The organism is Olivibacter sp. SA151, from assembly GCF_054130995.1.
Window position 1 is genome coordinate 1,251,230 of sequence record NZ_CP096391.1, and the last position, 18,009, is coordinate 1,269,238.

General features: G+C 41.3%; 14 protein-coding genes and 1 tRNA gene. 6 read left to right on the top strand and 9 right to left on the bottom strand.

Features of this window, described 5'->3' with window-relative positions:
- Window positions 1-3: 3 nt before the first annotated feature.
- Genes M1D52_RS04765 through M1D52_RS04780 form a run of 4 tightly spaced genes read left to right on the top strand, consistent with a single transcriptional unit; the run spans window position 4 to window position 5,827 of the window.
- Entirely contained in the window at window positions 4-1,563 is a 1,560-nt protein-coding gene (locus M1D52_RS04765) for a SusD/RagB family nutrient-binding outer membrane lipoprotein (protein ID WP_437394214.1), read from the top strand.
- Between the two features lie 30 nt (window positions 1,564-1,593).
- Window positions 1,594-3,582, top strand: a complete 1,989-nt coding sequence (locus tag M1D52_RS04770; RefSeq protein ID WP_437364779.1) for an alpha/beta hydrolase family protein — start codon at window positions 1,594-1,596, stop codon at window positions 3,580-3,582.
- A 19-nt stretch (window positions 3,583-3,601) separates the two neighbouring features.
- Window positions 3,602-5,050, top strand: coding sequence for a Gfo/Idh/MocA family protein (locus M1D52_RS04775; RefSeq protein ID WP_437394213.1), 1,449 nt, complete (start codon window positions 3,602-3,604; stop codon window positions 5,048-5,050).
- Window positions 5,051-5,095: 45 nt separating this feature from the next.
- Window positions 5,096-5,827 (top strand): glucosamine-6-phosphate deaminase, encoded by a 732-nt coding sequence (locus tag M1D52_RS04780; protein WP_289552509.1) that lies wholly within the window; start codon window positions 5,096-5,098, stop codon window positions 5,825-5,827.
- 14 nt (window positions 5,828-5,841) lie between these two features.
- Here M1D52_RS04780 and M1D52_RS04785 read toward each other — a convergent pair whose 3' ends face one another.
- The 6 genes from M1D52_RS04785 to M1D52_RS04810 all read right to left on the bottom strand — a co-directional run bounded on the left by M1D52_RS04785 (window position 5,842) and on the right by M1D52_RS04810 (window position 12,442).
- Window positions 5,842-6,855, bottom strand: coding sequence for a LacI family DNA-binding transcriptional regulator (locus M1D52_RS04785; RefSeq protein ID WP_437394212.1), 1,014 nt, complete (start codon window positions 6,853-6,855; stop codon window positions 5,842-5,844).
- Window positions 6,856-6,993: 138 nt separating this feature from the next.
- A complete protein-coding gene (gene der, locus M1D52_RS04790) occupies window positions 6,994-8,295 on the bottom strand; it encodes a ribosome biogenesis GTPase Der (protein WP_437394211.1) in 1,302 nt (433 codons plus the stop codon).
- A 276-nt stretch (window positions 8,296-8,571) separates the two neighbouring features.
- Window positions 8,572-8,832 carry a hypothetical protein gene (locus M1D52_RS04795; protein ID WP_013663679.1) on the bottom strand — a complete coding sequence of 87 codons (261 nt, stop codon included), beginning with the start codon at window positions 8,830-8,832 and terminating at the stop codon, window positions 8,572-8,574.
- Between the two features lie 137 nt (window positions 8,833-8,969).
- Window positions 8,970-9,806 carry a universal stress protein gene (locus M1D52_RS04800; protein ID WP_377612883.1) on the bottom strand — a complete coding sequence of 279 codons (837 nt, stop codon included), beginning with the start codon at window positions 9,804-9,806 and terminating at the stop codon, window positions 8,970-8,972.
- 139 nt (window positions 9,807-9,945) lie between these two features.
- Window positions 9,946-12,180 carry an NADP-dependent isocitrate dehydrogenase gene (locus M1D52_RS04805; RefSeq protein ID WP_437364770.1) on the bottom strand — a complete coding sequence of 745 codons (2,235 nt, stop codon included), beginning with the start codon at window positions 12,178-12,180 and terminating at the stop codon, window positions 9,946-9,948.
- A gap of 189 nt (window positions 12,181-12,369) precedes the next feature.
- A tRNA-Met gene (locus M1D52_RS04810) sits at window positions 12,370-12,442 on the bottom strand.
- 115 nt (window positions 12,443-12,557) lie between these two features.
- Here M1D52_RS04810 and era point away from each other — a divergent pair.
- The gene (gene era, locus M1D52_RS04815; protein WP_437394210.1) at window positions 12,558-13,436 is read left to right on the top strand and encodes a GTPase Era; all 879 of its coding nucleotides are present in this window, start codon (window positions 12,558-12,560) and stop codon (window positions 13,434-13,436) included.
- Window positions 13,437-13,503: 67 nt separating this feature from the next.
- Here the strand turns inward: era and M1D52_RS04820 are convergent, their stop codons facing one another.
- The 3 genes from M1D52_RS04820 to M1D52_RS04830 all read right to left on the bottom strand — a co-directional run bounded on the left by M1D52_RS04820 (window position 13,504) and on the right by M1D52_RS04830 (window position 17,226).
- A complete protein-coding gene (locus tag M1D52_RS04820; RefSeq protein WP_437394209.1) occupies window positions 13,504-14,712 on the bottom strand; it encodes a TCR/Tet family MFS transporter in 1,209 nt (402 codons plus the stop codon).
- Window positions 14,713-15,010: 298 nt separating this feature from the next.
- A complete protein-coding gene (locus M1D52_RS04825) occupies window positions 15,011-15,508 on the bottom strand; it encodes a DinB family protein (RefSeq protein ID WP_289552503.1) in 498 nt (165 codons plus the stop codon).
- Window positions 15,509-15,579: 71 nt separating this feature from the next.
- Window positions 15,580-17,226, bottom strand: coding sequence for a L,D-transpeptidase family protein (locus tag M1D52_RS04830; RefSeq protein ID WP_437364766.1), 1,647 nt, complete (start codon window positions 17,224-17,226; stop codon window positions 15,580-15,582).
- Between the two features lie 354 nt (window positions 17,227-17,580).
- Between M1D52_RS04830 and M1D52_RS04835 the strand changes: the two genes are divergently transcribed.
- A complete protein-coding gene (locus M1D52_RS04835; protein ID WP_437394208.1) occupies window positions 17,581-17,877 on the top strand; it encodes an SRPBCC family protein in 297 nt (98 codons plus the stop codon).
- The last annotated feature ends 132 nt before the right edge of the window (window positions 17,878-18,009 follow it).

Below are 18,009 nucleotides of genomic sequence, written 5' to 3' on the forward strand. Positions count from 1 at the left end.
ATTATGAAAATAAGAGCTATCTATATAGTCGCATCCATTTGGTTACTGGCAATAGCAGGGTGTACTGGCGACTTCGACGAAATTAATACCAATCCTTCCAAACTGACCGAAGCCGGTGCACGTGAGCTTCCTTTTATGTTTTCGAGAGCACAATCGGCAGCAACCATACATCGCCCTTACTATCAGACGATATCGATCTTAATGCCGGACTTGTACGCGCAGTACTATGCGCTCACAACGACCAGTTTCACTACCGATCGATATGCCATGAATGATGGCTGGCTTTCCCGACCTGCTATTATTACCTACGTTCTTACGATGCCTCAACTTCAGGCAATCTTTGATAATACAGAACCGAGTTCGGGGGAATATGCTTTGGCCAATATCATGAAAGCCTATGTTTTTCATAGATACACCGATCAATATGGACCTGTTCCTTATTTTAAAGCCGGTAGTACGGATAGTAGCATTCCCTATGATTCGCAAGAAGCAATCTATGATGACCTATTTAAGCGACTTGATTCTGCCGTCACCAATTTAAAGAACGGTACAGCAACGAATATCTTTGGTTGTCAGGACTTGATCTATGGTGGCGATGTTGCCAAATGGATTCGATTTGCGAATACATTACGATTGCGAATGGCTATGCGTATATCCAAAGTGGCTCCCGACCGGGCAAAACAAGAAGCGGAAGCTGCGGTTGCTGGCGGTGTCATGGTAGCTAATAGTGAAACCGCCAGCATCGAACGCTCATTAAATGGAGACGATGCCAATGGCTTGGCCTTTAATGCAGCAAACAATGAATTTAGCATGAGTTCTACCATGGCGTCATACTTAAAGGGCTATCAGGATCCTCGGCTTCCTGTTTTTTTTCAAGCAGCGGTGGCCACCGGAGAATTTAAAGGACTTCGTAATGGGTCCTCACCGACGGCAATCAATCTGCCGGGAAACAGGCCTAATCAGACTTCAAACTTAGGCCTGAAATGGGTTCAACGGAATACGGATAATACGGCATGGGTTGCGCAATTAGGTGCAAGGCAAGAGGTAATGGCAGCCGCGGAAGCATATTTTTTATTAGCCGAGGGGATATTGAATGGATGGAATATGGGAGGTGGTACGGCGCAAAGTTATTATGAAAAAGGAATCGAATTAAGCCTGCAACAATGGGGTATTAATGATGCATCCACAATCAATGCTTACATACAAAGTGATGCTCGACCTATGGCGCCGGGTGATGAGGCAAATTCGCAAGCAGTGAGTGAAATACCGGTTCGCTGGGCCAACAACGAAGCTATGCAGCGAGCACAGATTGCTACACAAAAATGGCTGGCCGTGTTTCCGGATGGGATAGAAGCTTGGGCAGAGTTCAGGCGCACGGGCTACCCTACGATGTATCCGCTTTTACAATCGGATAACGCCGATTTGCCGGTGGGGACATTTATTAAAAGACTGCCATACTCGTCAGTGGAGGCTTCCACAAATGGTGCAGCCTTAGCAGAAGGGAAGAAGTTATTAGGAGGCCCCGATAACGCCGCTACCCGTGTATGGTGGGATGTGGATTAATGATCAAATTAACGAAAGGTGATAATATCAATGCGTCAGCAAGTGCAAGTTCCCGCGGTATTTGAAGAAAAGGAAGCAGCGAATGATTATATCCTGGAACATTATCGGGACTTGGCATCGCGCGCGTCTAACCATTGCTTGTCTGCAAATAAAAGAAAAGAATGGAAGGACATTGCGCCGGCTCTAAGGCAAAAGGTCATTAAAGAAGCTAACCTAAGTTTTTTCAAGACCTTAGACTTTGATGTGAAAGAAACGGCCAAAATTGAGCGGTCAACTTTTCATATCAAAAATATTGCCTTTCAGACCAGACCGTCTGTTTATGCTACTGCGAATCTATATCTGCCAAAAATAGAAGGGCGGTTACCGGCAATTTTAGTTGCCCACGGACATTGGGCCGGAGCAAGAAATGCTGGCCTATTTCGTCAAGTAGCACTTGGTTTAGTAAACGCTGGTTATATTGTATTGACCATGGATGCTTGGGGGGCCGGCGAACGGGGCAGCGTGGCGCATCAAGAGGAATATCATGGTGGCAACTTAGGGGCATCCCTATTTAATATAGGAGAAACCTTAATGGGCATGCAACTGACCGACAATGTGAGAGCGTTGGATTTTTTGTGCTCGCTCCCCATGGTAGATACACAGCGAATAGGTGTTACCGGCGCAAGTGGGGGAGGAAACCAGGCCATGTGGTTAGCGGCTTTAGATGAGCGCATTAAAGCAGTTGTTCCCGTAGTAAGTGTGGGGACCTTTGAATCTTATGTGATGAATAGTAATTGTGTTTGTGAGCTATTGCCAAATGGCTTGACTTTTTTGGAAGAATCACATGCGTTAGGATTGATAGCACCCAGGGCACTTAAGGTATTGAGCGCATTAAGAGAAGATAATCCCTCCTTTTATCATAGTCAGATGCTAAATTGTTATAAATATGCAGAAGCGATATATGCTAAATTGGGAGCAAAAGAGAAGTTGGCATATGAATTATTTGATCAAGAACATACCTATTCAGTAGAAATGCTTCGAGCCGCTGTCGATTGGTTTGATCTTCATTTAACAAATAGTAGAAAACAGGTGCATAGAATGGAAGATGCGATTAGCAAAGAAATCGATCAGGAAGTATTGATAACCTACCATCATGCGAGGCCGGTATTTGTGGAAACTACTGAACATTTTTGTCGTGAACGAGGATCGATCTTACACAGCAAAAGTTTATTGGATGAGGCATCGATTCCGGATAAGCTTAAAGAACTAGAGGATGTACTTGGACACATTGAGGACAAAAAACTTAGACAGATTATAAAAAAAGGAAAAGAAGGGCTGTGGCAAAAAGTCGTTTTGGAATGCACCAATAACCAGAAAATACCTTTGCTTTTATATGAGCCGGCCAAGGGCTGTACCACATCTTGTAAAGTATTCTTTCATGGGGAGGGAAAAGAAGCAATTCCTCTTCAACTACTAGAGCAGGCCTTCGAGGAAGGGAGCATGTTACTATTAGTAGATCTTTGGGGTTTAGGTGAACAAGGGTCGCCTGCAGCGTTAAAATTAGACGAACATCTGCCTCCTTTCCATACATTGGCACGCTCGGCTTTATGGTTGGGACGAACCGCGCTTGGCGAGTGGTTCTCGGATATGCAAGTCGTGTATAGATGGCTAATCGATCAGCAATTTGGATCATTGACCTTTGTCTGTTTTAAAGAACCAAGTGTAGCGGCGCTGCTTTTCTCCACGATGCACAATTTGAAGTCTTTAGTGCTTTATGACTCGCCTTATAGCTATATTTTTGATAGTAGAGAGGGCGTAGATTATTATAGTATGTCTATTCATCTTCCGGGTGTCCTTTACTGGGGAGATATCATGACGATGGCCGGTTTAAGTAAAGCGGAGGCCATAGAATTTGTTCGTGCTCGAAGTATGTCGGGTAGGTTGATTGACCTTGAAACAAAACAGCAGTTGGAGAAAGAAATAGCTGTTTTGAAGGCAAGATGGGATCAGGAACATAATATCAATTTTATCATTAACTAATGTTAAATACTAAAATAATATGAAAAGTAACCGTAGAGATTTTTTAAAATATGCAGGGATAACGGGCCTTGGCGTAGTGGGTGGAACAGGGTTAAGTGCATGTAATGATAAAGATGGTTCGAAAGCAAAGGAGGAAGATGGGGCATTGATGCACATTCTAAAAGCGAGTCAAAAAGATCATCACCAAACATTCAATATGTGTGGCTATGCAGCGCCTAAGATGAATGTTGTACGAATTGGATTCATAGGTGTGGGAAATCGAGGAGGTGCGGCAGTTGAACGTATTAGTAGGTTGGATGGTGTAGAGATTAAAGCGATATGTGACATACGTCCCGAGCAAGCAAAAAAAGCGAAGGATCGTATTCAATTTCCGGGGCATGAAGCCACTTTGTATCATGATGGTGCCGAAGCTTGGAAGCATGTGTGCGATCGGGATGATATAGATCTGATTTATGTTTGTACGCACTGGGCTCTTCATACACCGGTTGCAGTTTACGCAATGGAACATGGAAAACATGTAGCGGTCGAGATTCCTGCAGCAACTACCGTTGAAGATTGTTGGAAACTGGTAGAAACATCGGAGAAAACGAAGAAGCATTGTATGATGCTTGAAAACTGTTGTTACGATTTCTTTGAATTGTTAACGCTCAATATGGTTCGGCAAGGTTTCTTCGGGGAACTCATTCATGGTGAAGGGGCGTATATACACGATATTTTAGATAGTTTTTTTGATAAAGACGCTAGATGGAATCTCTGGCGTTTACGGGAGAATGCAAAACGGAACGGTGATCTATATCCGACACATGGTATAGGTCCTGTTTGTCAGGCAATGGATATAAATCGCGGAGATTATTTGGACTATATGGTGTCTATGTCGTCCAATGATTTTCTCTTGAAGCCTTTAGCCGAAGAGAAGGCTAAGGAGGATTCAAGTTTCAAAGAATTCATCAACAGTCCTTTTAGGGGAAATATCAATACGAGTACTATACGGACAGGGAAGGGACGGACCATTATGCTGCAACACGATGTGTCATCACCAAGACCGTACTCCCGTATCCATCTATTGAGTGGAACAAAGGCGACGGCACAAAAATATCCACTACCCGGCAAGATTGCTACAAGCCATGAAGGGTGGTTAGAAGACAAGGAAATGAAGTTGCTGGAAGAAAAGTACACGCCTCCCATCGTGAAAAAGATAGGCGAATTGGCGAAAAAAATCGGTGGACATGGAGGAATGGATTTTATGATGGATTGGCGTTTGATCGACTGCCTCCGAAATGGTTTACCGCTAGATATGGATGTTTACGATGCAGCGAGCTGGAGTGTTATCGGTCCTTTGAGCGAATGGTCAGTAGCAAACGGAAGCAAACCCATCCGTATACCGGATTTTACTTCCGGCAAGTGGAAGGAAAATCAACCCTTAGATATGTCGTTAGCGGAAGGAGCAACAACGGGCGCAAGGGTTTAGTATTGGTAATGGATACAATCATAACATATGTAGAAAATAAAAACTATGGATATTCGTATATTAAAAGACCCAAGGGAACTGGGGCAGGCTGCCGGGAAAGAAGCTGCCAAATTAATTAATGAAGCGATTAATGAGAAGGGATTTGCTAATATAATTTTAGCAACAGGTACCAGTCAATTTGAAACGATTAATCAGTTGATAAAAGAGCAGGTGGACTGGTCAAAGGTTACAATGTTTCATTTAGATGAATACATTAATCTACCGATCAGTCACCCCGCCAGTTTTCGGAAGTACTTGAAGGAGCGCTTTCTTGCTCATGTTCCGTCGCTGAAAGCGGCTTATTTAATTGACGGAGAGTCGGATTCGGGCGAGGTACGAAAAGAACTGAACGACTTGATTCGTCAACATCCGATTGACGTGGCCTTGGTAGGGATTGGGGAAAACGGGCATTTGGCATTTAATGACCCACCAGCTGATTTTGATACGGAAGAGCCTTATTTGGAAGTTATCTTGGACAAGCAATGTCGGATGCAGCAATTAGGAGAGGGCTGGTTTAACTCGCTTGATGAGGTGCCCTCAAAGGCTATCAGCATGTCGGTGCGGCAAATCTGTAAGTCAAAGCATATCATTTGCTCAGTACCGGACGCCAGAAAAGCGCAAGCCGTTAAAGATAGCGTTGAACAAAATGTTAGCAATGCTTATCCTGCCAGTATTCTGCAGAAACATGCTAGCTGTTCGTTATATCTAGACGAAGCAGCTGCAAGTTTATTAAAATAAGTAGGATTTTCGCTTTAAGCTCTTTGTGTCGACTCTCTGACGATTAATTCTGCAGGTAGTATAATCTCCTGCCAAGGAGTTTGCTTTTTAGTTATATGTTTTAAAAGCAATTCACAACTTATGAAGCCGATATCAAAAGCGGGTTCAGCGACCGTACTGATACTTGGACTTACTAAACAGGAAATAGGATCATTGGTGAAACCGATGATCCCTATTTCTTTTCCAATTGTTATACCCTGCTTCTTCAGGGTTATACTTGCTCCGACAGCCTTTCTGTCGTTTACGGCGAAAATAGCATTCGGTTTCATGTTTTTTGCCAACTGTAGCAATTCCATTGCGTCTGACTCACCACATTCTTGTGAAAATCCAGAAGCGATAATCCACTCTTCTCTAATGGGTAGACAATGTTTTTTTAAGGCGTCAAGGTAGCCTGTTAGCCGCTTTTCCGTTAATGGAAGATTTCTGGGGCCGGCGATATGTGCTATTTTGGTGTAGCCTTGCTCAACCAAATGACTGGTGGCAAGAAAAGCTCCATTGTAGTCATCTTGTACCACCTTGGAAGTTTCTACCTTTTCAATTACTCTATCAAAAAATACAATAGGTATTTTATTACGAAGAAGGTGCTGTAAGTGATCGCCGGTTTTACAACAGGTAGAAATTAAAAGGCCGTCTAAATTCGCAATAGAAAGATTGTTGATAATTGCCAGTTCTCGCTCCGGCGAATCGTTTGTTACATAAAGTACGATATTATACCCATTATTATAGGCGGCTTCCTGTATGCCTGTAATAACTGTAGAAAAATAGTAATTAGTTATAAATGGCAACACAATGCCGATATTGTGGGATTTTCCGTTAGCTAAGCCCATGGCATTAAAGTTCGGTTTGTAGTGTAGGGCGGTTGCCATTGCTTCGACCTTACTTTTGGTTTCCAAACTTACGTCATGGGCATCTCGTAGTGCCCTCGAAACGGTTGAAACAGATATATTCAGTGCCCGAGCTATATCCTTTATTGTTACGAGATTAGACATGTTGATAAAAAATAAGCTTTCGGTTTTCGAGGAAAATACCAACGCTACCGATAAATAGCCTCAGTTTTAATCTCAATTGGTCTGCCCGATAAAGATAATGATAATCTGCTTACATACCAATAAAACGATAGAATAGCCTTATTTTTGTCGGAAAAATATCTGAATCGGTACGCCGGTGAAATCGAAATGCTCACGTAATTTATTTTCGATAAAGCGTTTATATGGATCTTTAATATATTGCGGGAGATTACAGAAAAAAGCAAACATAGGTGATCGTCCTGTAATTTGCGTAACATATTTGATTTTGATGTACTTTCCTTTAGTTGCTGGGGGTGGATAATTCTCGATAATGGGAAGCATAACATCGTTCAGCTTCGAAGTCGAGATTTTCTTATACTTATTCTCGTAAACCTTTGTTGCTACTTCTATTGCTTTAAAGATCCGTTGTTTTTCGATAACAGACGTAAAGACAATGGGATAATCCGTGAATGGAGCCGTTTTATTTCTGATCTCCTCTTCAAATCTTTTAAGGGTTTTATGATCCTTGTCTACTAAATCCCATTTGTTTACGAGCAACACAACACCTTTTTTGTTTTTTTCTGCTAAATGGAAAATATTTACATCTTGTGATTCTAGTCCTTCAGTCGCATCGATCATAAGAATAACAACGTCCGCTTCTTCTAATGCTTTAATGGTACGCATGACCGAATAAAACTCAATATTCTCCTTCACTTTTGTTTTTCGACGCAGTCCGGCGGTGTCTATTAACATGAATTCGTGCCCAAATTGATTGTAGTGAATTTGTATTGAATCTCGTGTTGTGCCGGCAATAGGCGTTACGATATTGCGTTCTTTGCCTATTAAGGCATTAATGAAGGATGATTTGCCGACATTAGGCCGACCAACAATTGCATATTTGGGTAGGCTGCCTTCATCTTCCTGCACTTCGTCAAAGTGTTTTACGACTTCATCCAATAGTTCGCCGGTGCCTGAACCGGTCATGGAAGAAATATTGTAGATTTCACCTAGTCCTAAAGCATAGAAAGTGGACGCATCCGTATGTAGTTGATGGTGGTCAACTTTATTGACAACGACAAAAACGGGTTTATTTGAGCGACGTAATAGATGCGCTATATCGTCATCCAAATCGGTGATTCCGACAGTTACATCAACCATGAATAAAATGACCGATGCTTCTTCAATGGCTATTAACACTTGTTCTCGGATAGCAGCTTCGAAAATGTCCTCAGACCCATGCACATATCCGCCTGTATCAATGACCGTAAAAGTTTTTCCCACCCATTCAGCTTGACCATAATGCCGATCGCGAGTTACCCCGCTCATGTCATCCACGATTGCTTTTCTACTTTCTGTTAAACGATTATATAATGTTGACTTGCCAACGTTTGGTCGGCCGACTATGGCAATGATATTAGACATTTTGTTCCCTTTATCCCTTAAGTGTTGTTTCCCATCTCTCCGATTTTGACGAGAGACGTCTCATAAAGCCGCAAAGTTAAGGATAAGGATTGACATTGTTAGGCTATGATGGATATATTGTATGATCAAGTAGCAAGACATAAGTACAAGGCAACAGGACATAGGTATCGGGTAGCAAGACGACTATATTATTCTATCACATATCCTGTAGTCTTATGTCTTGCTACTTATGTTCTTTAATTGTGTCAAGGTAAGTAGTATAAGCTCTTAATAAACTTAAAGGCGGTATCGTAGACAGATTAGTCTGCCGATTGCATTCGCAAAGTCACTATCTAAGCCAGCTCCTTTGAATACCCATGTGCGGCCCTCCCGCTCGATAACATAGGTGTTTTCATCCAGCAAAATTTCAATCTCATTAGTTGAGGCGGTGATTTTCGTTGGTTTAATTACCCTAAAATAATAATCGAGGTGTTGGTAGGTAATTCTAAATAGTTGACCCTTATTATTTAATATATCTTCTGTGTGATTGCTTTCCATAATCTATCCGTGTGGCTAAAATACGAATATTGGCGAATAAAAGAGCACAAGTTTTTGCAGTTTTTTTCGCACGGTTTTGGAACGTTTTTTCTCGCTTGAAGCTCATTTATTTAGCCTTTGACTTTTTTGAACTTACTTTATTTTTTGCCGAGCAAGAGGAGTGGTATCGTAGTTTTAAAAGCCAGTTTTTTCGTAATACTTTTGTGGAATAAATCCCTGAAGAACCCGTAGCTTTTTCTTACAGAAATAACCAGATCTATATCATGTTCATTTGCAAAGTGAATAATCGCTGAGGCCGTATCTTCGTGATCAATATAGTTATATGTCGGATTCAAATCATCCAGCAACTCGTGAAGCTTGTATTGCTCAGGTATAGTGTCGGCAATTGGTTCAGATGCGGTGGGTTGTATGTTAAGGATATGAAGCTTTAAGCTCAGGGTACTAACAAAATGACGGATATGTTCCAGGGGAAGTGTGTCTTCCGTGTGTTTCAAATCGCAAGCAAGAACGGCTTGTTTCGGCGGACTGAACGTGTGTGTGGCAGGTACGAGTAGTACGGGCGTGCTGATTTCTTTAGCTACAGTTAGAGCATTACTCCCCATTAATACTTGTTCAAGATTACTTTTGCCTGTTGTGCCAATCACAATTAATTCTGTTTGATTTTCCGCAATCATTGTTTCAATGCCTGAAACCAATGTCTGGTCATTTGCTTCCGATTTTATACTGATTGATTTTGGGGCAATTTTTTTGAGCGCTACCCGTAGTTCCTCCAGTGCAATTAATGATTTCTCACGCTGTGTTTGAAGTTGCTGTCGGTTAGGAATTGGAATGTCTGTTGTTACATACAATTCATTATCGTATGAATGATAAATAATGAGGGTGTCAACAAGGAGACTTGCGCTTAGATGAGCAGCGTAACATGCTGCAGCATATGCTGCTTTTGAAAAATCCGTTGCTATAATGATCGACTTCATAATACATAGCATTGGTATACTATAAAGTTACGGAAAAATCGCGGGAATCAACAGTTTTTTTGAAAAATAGCAGAAACGAAAAGAACCCTAAATAAAAAAGGAGATGTTTTACACCTCCTTTTTTATTTGATCGCAAAGCTTAATGCGATACTAGGCTATTAATTATTTCGTTAAGTGTTGCACTCGGACGCATAGCTCTTGAGGCCAGCGTATCGTCAGGCGCATAATATCCTCCTATATCTACCTTTTTGCCTTGAGAAGCGTTTAGCTCTTCATTAATTTTGCCTTCATTACTAATTAGCTTTTCTGCCAAATCAGCAAACTGTGCTTTCAGCTCAGTGTCCTGATCCTGTGCAGCTAGTGCTTCGGCCCAGTATAAAGCTAAATAGAAGTGGCTCCCCCGGTTATCAAGTTCGCCGGCCTTTCTAGATGGTGATTTTTGGTTATCTAAAAGTTTGCCGGTTGCTTGGTCTAAGGTATCTGCAAGCACAAGGGCTTTAGGGTTGTTATAATTTGTTCCTAGATGTTCTAGTGAAACAGCGAGTGCAAGGAATTCACCTAATGAATCCCATCGTAAATGGCCTTCGTCCAGGAATTGCTCAACATGTTTTGGAGCAGATCCACCGGCCCCGGTTTCAAAGAGCCCGCCACCATTCATTAAGGGGACAATGGATAACATTTTTGCACTCGTTCCAAGCTCAAGGATTGGGAATAAATCCGTCAAATAATCGCGAAGCACATTGCCCGTTACAGAAATTGTATCTTGTCCTGCTTTAACTCGTTCTAATGTGAACTCAGTTGCTTTAACAGGTGATAATATGCGAATGTCTAAGCCTGTAGTATCGTATTCAGGTAAATAAGCATTTACTTTTTTGATAAGCTCGGCATCGTGTGGGCGCTCCGCGTCTAGCCAAAATACAGCAGGTGTTTCAGAGGCGCGTGCACGTGTTACAGCAAGCTTTACCCAATCGCGAACAGGGGCATCCTTTACTTGGCACATTCTCCAAATGTCACCCGTTTCTACCTCATGGCTTAATAAGACGTTTCCTTTGGTGTCAATGACTTCAACTTTACCATCCCCGGTAATTTCGAAGGTCTTATCATGCGACCCATATTCTTCCGCTTTTTGTGCCATTAAACCAACATTGGGAACCGTACCCATAGTCGCCGGATCGAAAGCACCATTTTTCTTACAGAACTCGATGGTTGCATCATAAACTCCTGCATAGCTACTGTCAGGAATAACCGCTTTGGTGTCTTGAAGCTTACCGTCAGCATTCCACATTTGCCCTGAACTTCTGATCATGGCAGGCATGGATGCATCAACAATTACATCGCTCGGAACATGAAGATTGGTTATTCCCTTGTCTGAATTGACCATAGCAAGGGCAGGACCATTAGACAATACGTTCTGTATCGCGTTGTTTATTGCTTCTTTTTTGTCGCCGGGAAGTTTATCTATAGCGCTTAATACATCCCCTAAACCACTGTTTGGATTGGCTCCAACAGCTTTAAGATCTTCACCGTATTGCGCGAAAACATCCTTAAAAAAGCTTTTTACCGCATGTCCGAAAATAATCGGATCGGAAACTTTCATCATCGTTGCCTTCATGTGTAGCGAGAATAAAACTCCCGTTGCTTTAGCGTCAGCGATTTGGGCATCCAAAAAAGACAAGAGTGCTTTCTTGCTCATAACGGTAGCGTCGATAATCTCGCCTGCCAATAAATGCGTTTTCTCTTTCAGTACGGTTTGATTCCCTTGTTTGTCCGTGAAAATTATTTTCACGTCCGTTTCTTCGTTAATTGTTAACGATTTCTCATTATGACGGAAATCACCGCTACTCATGGTTGCGACGTGCGACTTTGAAGCGGCACTCCAGGCTCCCATGCTATGAGGATGCTTTTTTGCGTAGTTTTTTACTGCCTTTGGTGCACGGCGGTCTGAATTTCCTTCCCGTAATACCGGATTCACCGCACTTCCTTTTACTTTGTCGTATTTCGCTTTAATATCCTTTTCTTGGTCGTTTTTGGGTTCTTCGGGATAATCAGGTAATTTATAGCCTTTTGCTTGCAACTCTTTGATAGCTGCTTTTAATTGAGGAACAGAGGCGCTAATATTAGGAAGCTTAATGATATTGGCTTCCGGTTGAGTTGCTAATTCGCCTAATTCGGTTAATGCGTCAGAGACTTTCTGCTCTTCAGTAAGAAATTCCGGAAGGACGGCGAGGATTCTGCCGGCCAAAGAAATATCTCTGGTTTCTACATCAATGCCGGATGATGCTGTAAAAGCTTTAACAATTGGAAGTAGAGAGTAAGTTGCTAAAGCAGGAGCTTCATCGGTTTTGGTGTAGATAATCTTGGATGTATTTGACATAATATACTTAAATTTTTACTTTTTGAAACTAAAGCTTGCTCGTGTTACACTTACACGTATGCGGAGCACAAACTTATGTAAATTGCTTTTATTATGCAATTTAAAAGATGAATGTAGATAGGGATTTAATAACGGAGAATAAGGGAAGCCAAAAATAAAAAAGCCGACCAAAATTTTGATCGACTGTAGTAGCGGGGACACGACTCGAACGTGCGACCTTCGGGTTATGAGCCCGACGAGCTACCAACTGCTCCACCCCGCAGTATATTTTATTTTAAAATTGCTTTCCTACTGCTGAAAAACAATATTTGTTTTCGTTTGATTGGAGTGCAAAGATATATTTTGTTTCTTTGCTGTGCAAATAAAATTTAAAAAAAATGTCACACAGAGCTGGATTTGTAAGTATAGTAGGGAAGCCAAACGCTGGTAAGTCAACCTTAATGAACTCATTAGTAGGCGAGAAGATGTCCATTGTTACACCTAAAGCACAAACAACGAGGCATCGTATTTTGGGTATTGTAAATGAGGAAGATTACCAAATTGTGTTTTCAGATACACCCGGTGTTATCAAGCCTGCCTACAGTTTACAAGAATCCATGATGAATTTTGTTCACGGATCGTTAGTGGATGCTGATATTATTCTTTTTGTTACTGATATTAACGAAAAGTATGACGAAACAGATGTGATAGAAAAACTACAAAAAACAGATTCGCCGGTGGTTGTCTTAGTAAATAAGATCGATAAATCAAATGAAGACGATGTAAAGGCGAAGATAAACTACTGGCAAGAGACACTAAATCCGACCGCCATATTCGCCATTTCTGCTCTTTTAGGACATAATATTCAGGCTGTTTTCCAGTTTGTGCTGGAGCATTTACCGGTTCACCCCCCTTTTTATGAAAAAGACGAACTCACTGATAAATCGGAGCGTTTTTTTGTGTCTGAAATGGTTCGGGAAAAAATTTTTAAATTGTATGAAAAGGAGATTCCTTATAGTACAGAGGTAATTGTCACATCATTTAAGGAGGAGGAACAATTGGTCAGAATTAGTGCAGAAATCATTGTTGAGCGTGATTCACAAAAAAATATCATTATCGGTACGGGGGGGAGTATGATCAAGAAAGTGGGCACCTATGCACGACAAGACATTGAAGAGTTCTTGCAGAAAAAGGTTTTTTTAGAGCTTTTTGTAAAGGTAATTTCAGACTGGCGAAGCAAGAAGAATTACCTTAAGCGCTTTGGCTATGAGCAATAGAGGGTGACAAGTTGCGTTGAATAGACCATCGATTCCATTATTACAATTAGGGAATCGATGGGTTAAGCTACCCTTTCCTCAAACTCTTGAAAACGAGTAGCAGGCTAGCGAACATTAATAAGGCCGCGAAAGAAAAGGGTGCTCCCGGAAAATATATCGGTGCATTAGCCCCTGCAAATCTGGCGAATAAAAAGGTCATAATCGGTGGTCCGATAATAGCGCCCATACTCATTAAACTCGTTAAGCCGCCTTGTAATTCACCTTGCTCATTATCCGGTATCTGGTTGGATAAGAAACCTTGAAGCGCAGGATTGGCAATCGCGCCTAAGGCATAAGGGATAAGGAAGGCGTACATCATCCAACTTTGGCTAGCAAAAGCAAATAACGTTAAGCTAATCGTATAGAGCATTATGCCAATGCCGATGGCACGTTTTTCCCCCAGTTTAGGTAACAAAATACGAGTTAAACCTGCTTGAACAGCGGCAAAAGCCACCCCCATAAAACCAAGAGAATAACCAATTTCCTGTTCGTTCCATTTGAATTTTTCGATCGTAAAAAACGACCATATACTTTCCATGGAGTGGCCTGCAATGTTGATTAGCAGCAAACTAAGTATGAGTCCGGCAACTGCGGGAAATTTACTTAGATGTTTGAAGGAACCGATTGGGTTAGCACGAGACCAATCGAATGGACGTTGATTTTCTTTTTTTAAAGACTCAGGCAAAACAAAGAAGCCGTACAATAAATTTAGAAAACTAAGCAGCCCCGCTACAAGAAAGGGGGCATGTGTACCATATTTTCCTAGTAGTCCTCCTATAACGGGTCCGATAATAAAGCCAACACCAAAAGCTGCACTGATTAAACCAAAGTTTTGTGCGCGTTTTTCAGGACTGCTGATATCGGCAATATAGGCAGAAGCGACGGTATAGCTGGCGCCCATAGCGCCAGCTATAATGCGGCCTAAAAATAACCACCAGATAGTAGGAGCGAAGGCCATCAAAAGACAATCCATCCCGAATCCAAAGAGCGATAAAAGAAGGATAGGACGTCTGCCATACCGATCACTTAAGTTGCCCATGATAGGAGCACATATAAATTGCATCATCGCATAGGCAAAGGTGAGCCAACCGCCGTATTCAGCTGCTATGCTTATGTCGGCGTGAATCAGGTTGGAGATCAGTTTCGGTAAAACAGGGTAAATTAAGCCAATCCCGGTGATGTCAATAAGCACCGTAATAAAAATAAACGCAAAAGCTGCGCGAGATGTAGATTTCATTTAATATAGTAAGTTATAGCAGATATGCGTTTCTCTTTTCTAGTAAACGCTAAATGTAATAAGTGAATAGATAGGGTAAAACATTTGTTCCTATCCGTACAAACTCATACCAGTTTGTTTATCGAAGGGGAGTTGCTATCATAATGATGCAAAAATAGCTAAAGATTTGTAGTGGCAAAAATAATTGACAAATTTCTTCCAATATAATACTTTATATAAAGGTTGTATAACACGAGAATCGTGCTTTGAGCACAAATACTACCTCCGAGGTGCCGCCTGGGAGGTAGTATACTTAAAATTAAAATTTTGCTTCGTCTGCGCTAGGGCCGTAGCTGCCCGGAATGGGAATATTCAGTAGCCTTAAGTAAACTCCCAGCTGTGCACGATGATGGGAAGTTTGACTGAATGCAAGCCGTATCATGCCATATTTAGTACCATCCCATAATATATTCTCTGCCTGACGTAAAACCCATCTTTTTTCAAGATCCTCCAAACGAACCTTATTAAGTGCCTCGTTGCCTTGTTGAAGGGATGCTTCAAACATGGATAGTAATTCTTCATTGTTAGCGCAGGATTTAGGACTATATCCGCTGACAGCGAAATCCAATTCGTCGGTGTCGACAGCCAAAGCAATCCAAGAAGGTAATTCAGCAATGTGAACCGCAAGATGTTGCATTTTCATACTTTTTTCGTGCGGGGCCCAGTCGTATTTGTCTTCGGGGATAAGTTTCAGAAACTTCCTAGTGGTTTCCGCCTCACCTATCAATTCTTGTTTTAATGCTTTTATCAAGTCCATAATATTCTGTTTTTTGAAACAAAGAAAGAATGTATATTGACAACCCTATGTCAGTATACTTAAATCATTTGTTATTTATTTTCAGTAAGCAGCATTTTAGCTAAACGGTCGTCCCGGTCGTAAATGTCTTTTCTAAAGTTAATCTTTCCCTCTCGATCAATGAACGCAGTAAAGTAAGCAATAAAGACCGGAACCGTTTTCTTTAAGGTTACGTATTTTTCTTTTCCTGCATGCATGGCTTTATAGATGGATTCCTTATTCCAGGTTGAATCGCTTCTTAGAAGGAAATTGGCTAATTTCTCCGGCTCGCTTACTCGGATGCAACCATGGCTAAAGGCTCTGCTGGACTCGTTGTACAAAGATTTTGCAGGACTGTCGTGCAGATAAATATTATAACTATTCGGGAATAGAAATTTTACCAAACCTAGCGAGTTTTTGGGGCCGGGCTTTTGCCTGACATTAGGTAATCCACCGCTTTTTCCTGTGATTTCCATATTATGTTTAGCAATATAGTTACGATCTCTCCGCATGCCAGGGAGTATTTCGTTCTTTACGATACTGGGTGGCACATTCCAGTAGGGGCTGAAAACAACATATTTTACGTCACCGTGAAAGATAACGGTTTTATGCATGGCTTTGCCCACCACTACGTTACAGCTCCAGAGCAAACTATCTGCATGATAGACGTGCAATTTGAATTCGGGAATATTGACGGCCAAATAATCGGTTTTTAGACTTACCGGTAGCCATCGACTGCGCTCCATATTCACGGCTATCTGCTTTAAGCGCGCTGCCGGAAGTACATTAAGCTCATTAATGGTACCGCTTCCAATTGCACCATCAGGACGTAATCCATGTCGGGATTGAAAAGATCTCACACCGGAAAATAGTGTACTATCGTATAAATTGGTGAGGGTATCTCCTTGATGATCGCCTAAAAGAAACAATCGTGTCTTTATCTGTCTAAGGACGGTGGATGAATCTCCGATTTTGTAACTTTTCTTGTCGGCGATAATAGGATTCCATTTGTGTTTGGCCGCTAATTCCCTATATTTCTTCAGGTATCCTCGTAGTTGTTCGTACTGCCGGTATACAGGCTCGATAGAGGCGCCTGTTTCATTAACAGGATGTTTTAGGAGACTATCCAAATAGTCGGAATAAGATACTCTTTTCTTAGGAACAAACCAATCGTTCGCTTTCACATTGGCGTCATCCATGCCCTGCCAAGCGACATCGGCAAAGAGGAAGTACTGCGATGTGAGCATGAATTCCAGTTCCTCATTGGTTATTTTAGTTCCTTTATGCTGACTGTATGCGTCTATCAACGAATCCAAATGTTTACTATATGGAAGTTCCCCATCAATTCCTTCGTCTTTTAGATTAAGCATCCTGTCAGTTAAATTTCCTGCTTGTTCAATGAGCCCTTTATCATCGAACCAAGCGAAATGATAGTTCCTGTTCCGGTAAAACTTCCTTACCTTTTCTTGGTAGGGACCCAGGTTTTTATACGCATTAAAGAATGTATCCAATCGTGCGCTATCAAAACTTAGTTCAGTTTGCTCGCTGAAATTTCCCGGTATGGTTTTATTCCACTCTTTTAAAGCTTTTTTATGCAATGAATCAATGGGATTTTTTTTCTTTTGCTCGGTGCCTTGATTACATCCAGACCACAAAGCGGATAACATGAATAAGTAGAGTAGCGTTTTTTGAAGGTTCATATATTGCTTATTTAGGATTAAAGACTGATTTCTATCATGCGGTTTTCTCCTGTAAAGTCATAAATCTCATCGAAGATATCTAAAAAAATATTTCTTATAAAGTAAAGAAATATTTCAAACATAATAGGGGGCCAAATTGTTGGAGGAGAGGTTCTGATTACCATGATCGAAATAAAGCAAACATCAGGTATATACACGTTGCTAAATAAGCAGATTCTTCCTCTATCGATCGACGAAGCTTGGTCTTTTTTTTTCTGCGCCGAAAAATTTAACTAAGCTTACCCCTACAACGATGAATTTTGAATCACCAATGGAGAGTACGACGAGATTTATGCAGGACAGATCATCACATATATGGTTTCGGTTCTGCCCGGAATGAGAACGAAATGGGTGACTGAAATTACGCATGTTTTAGCAAAAACTTACTTTGTAGACGAACAACGATTCGGACCTTATGCGTTATGGCATCATGAACACCACTTTAAAGAGACGGACAAAGGTACCCTAATTCATGATAAAGTAGTGTATAAGCTTCCGTTAGGGACAGTGGGCCGGTTTGTAGCAGGAAGGTTTATAGAAAGTAAATTGCGCACGATCTTTGGCTATCGCGAAGCTTTTTTGCATCGCAATTTTGTGCAGCTTAATGCTTGATAAGTATTAAATGGTTTACACGGTCACATGGTGATGGTTTGGCTGCTACTTTCCAATCGACTTTAAGTATTGCATTTGCTGAAAAACGATTAAAAATTAAAGTTTTTTAAACAAAATAGTTTGGATAAGCGT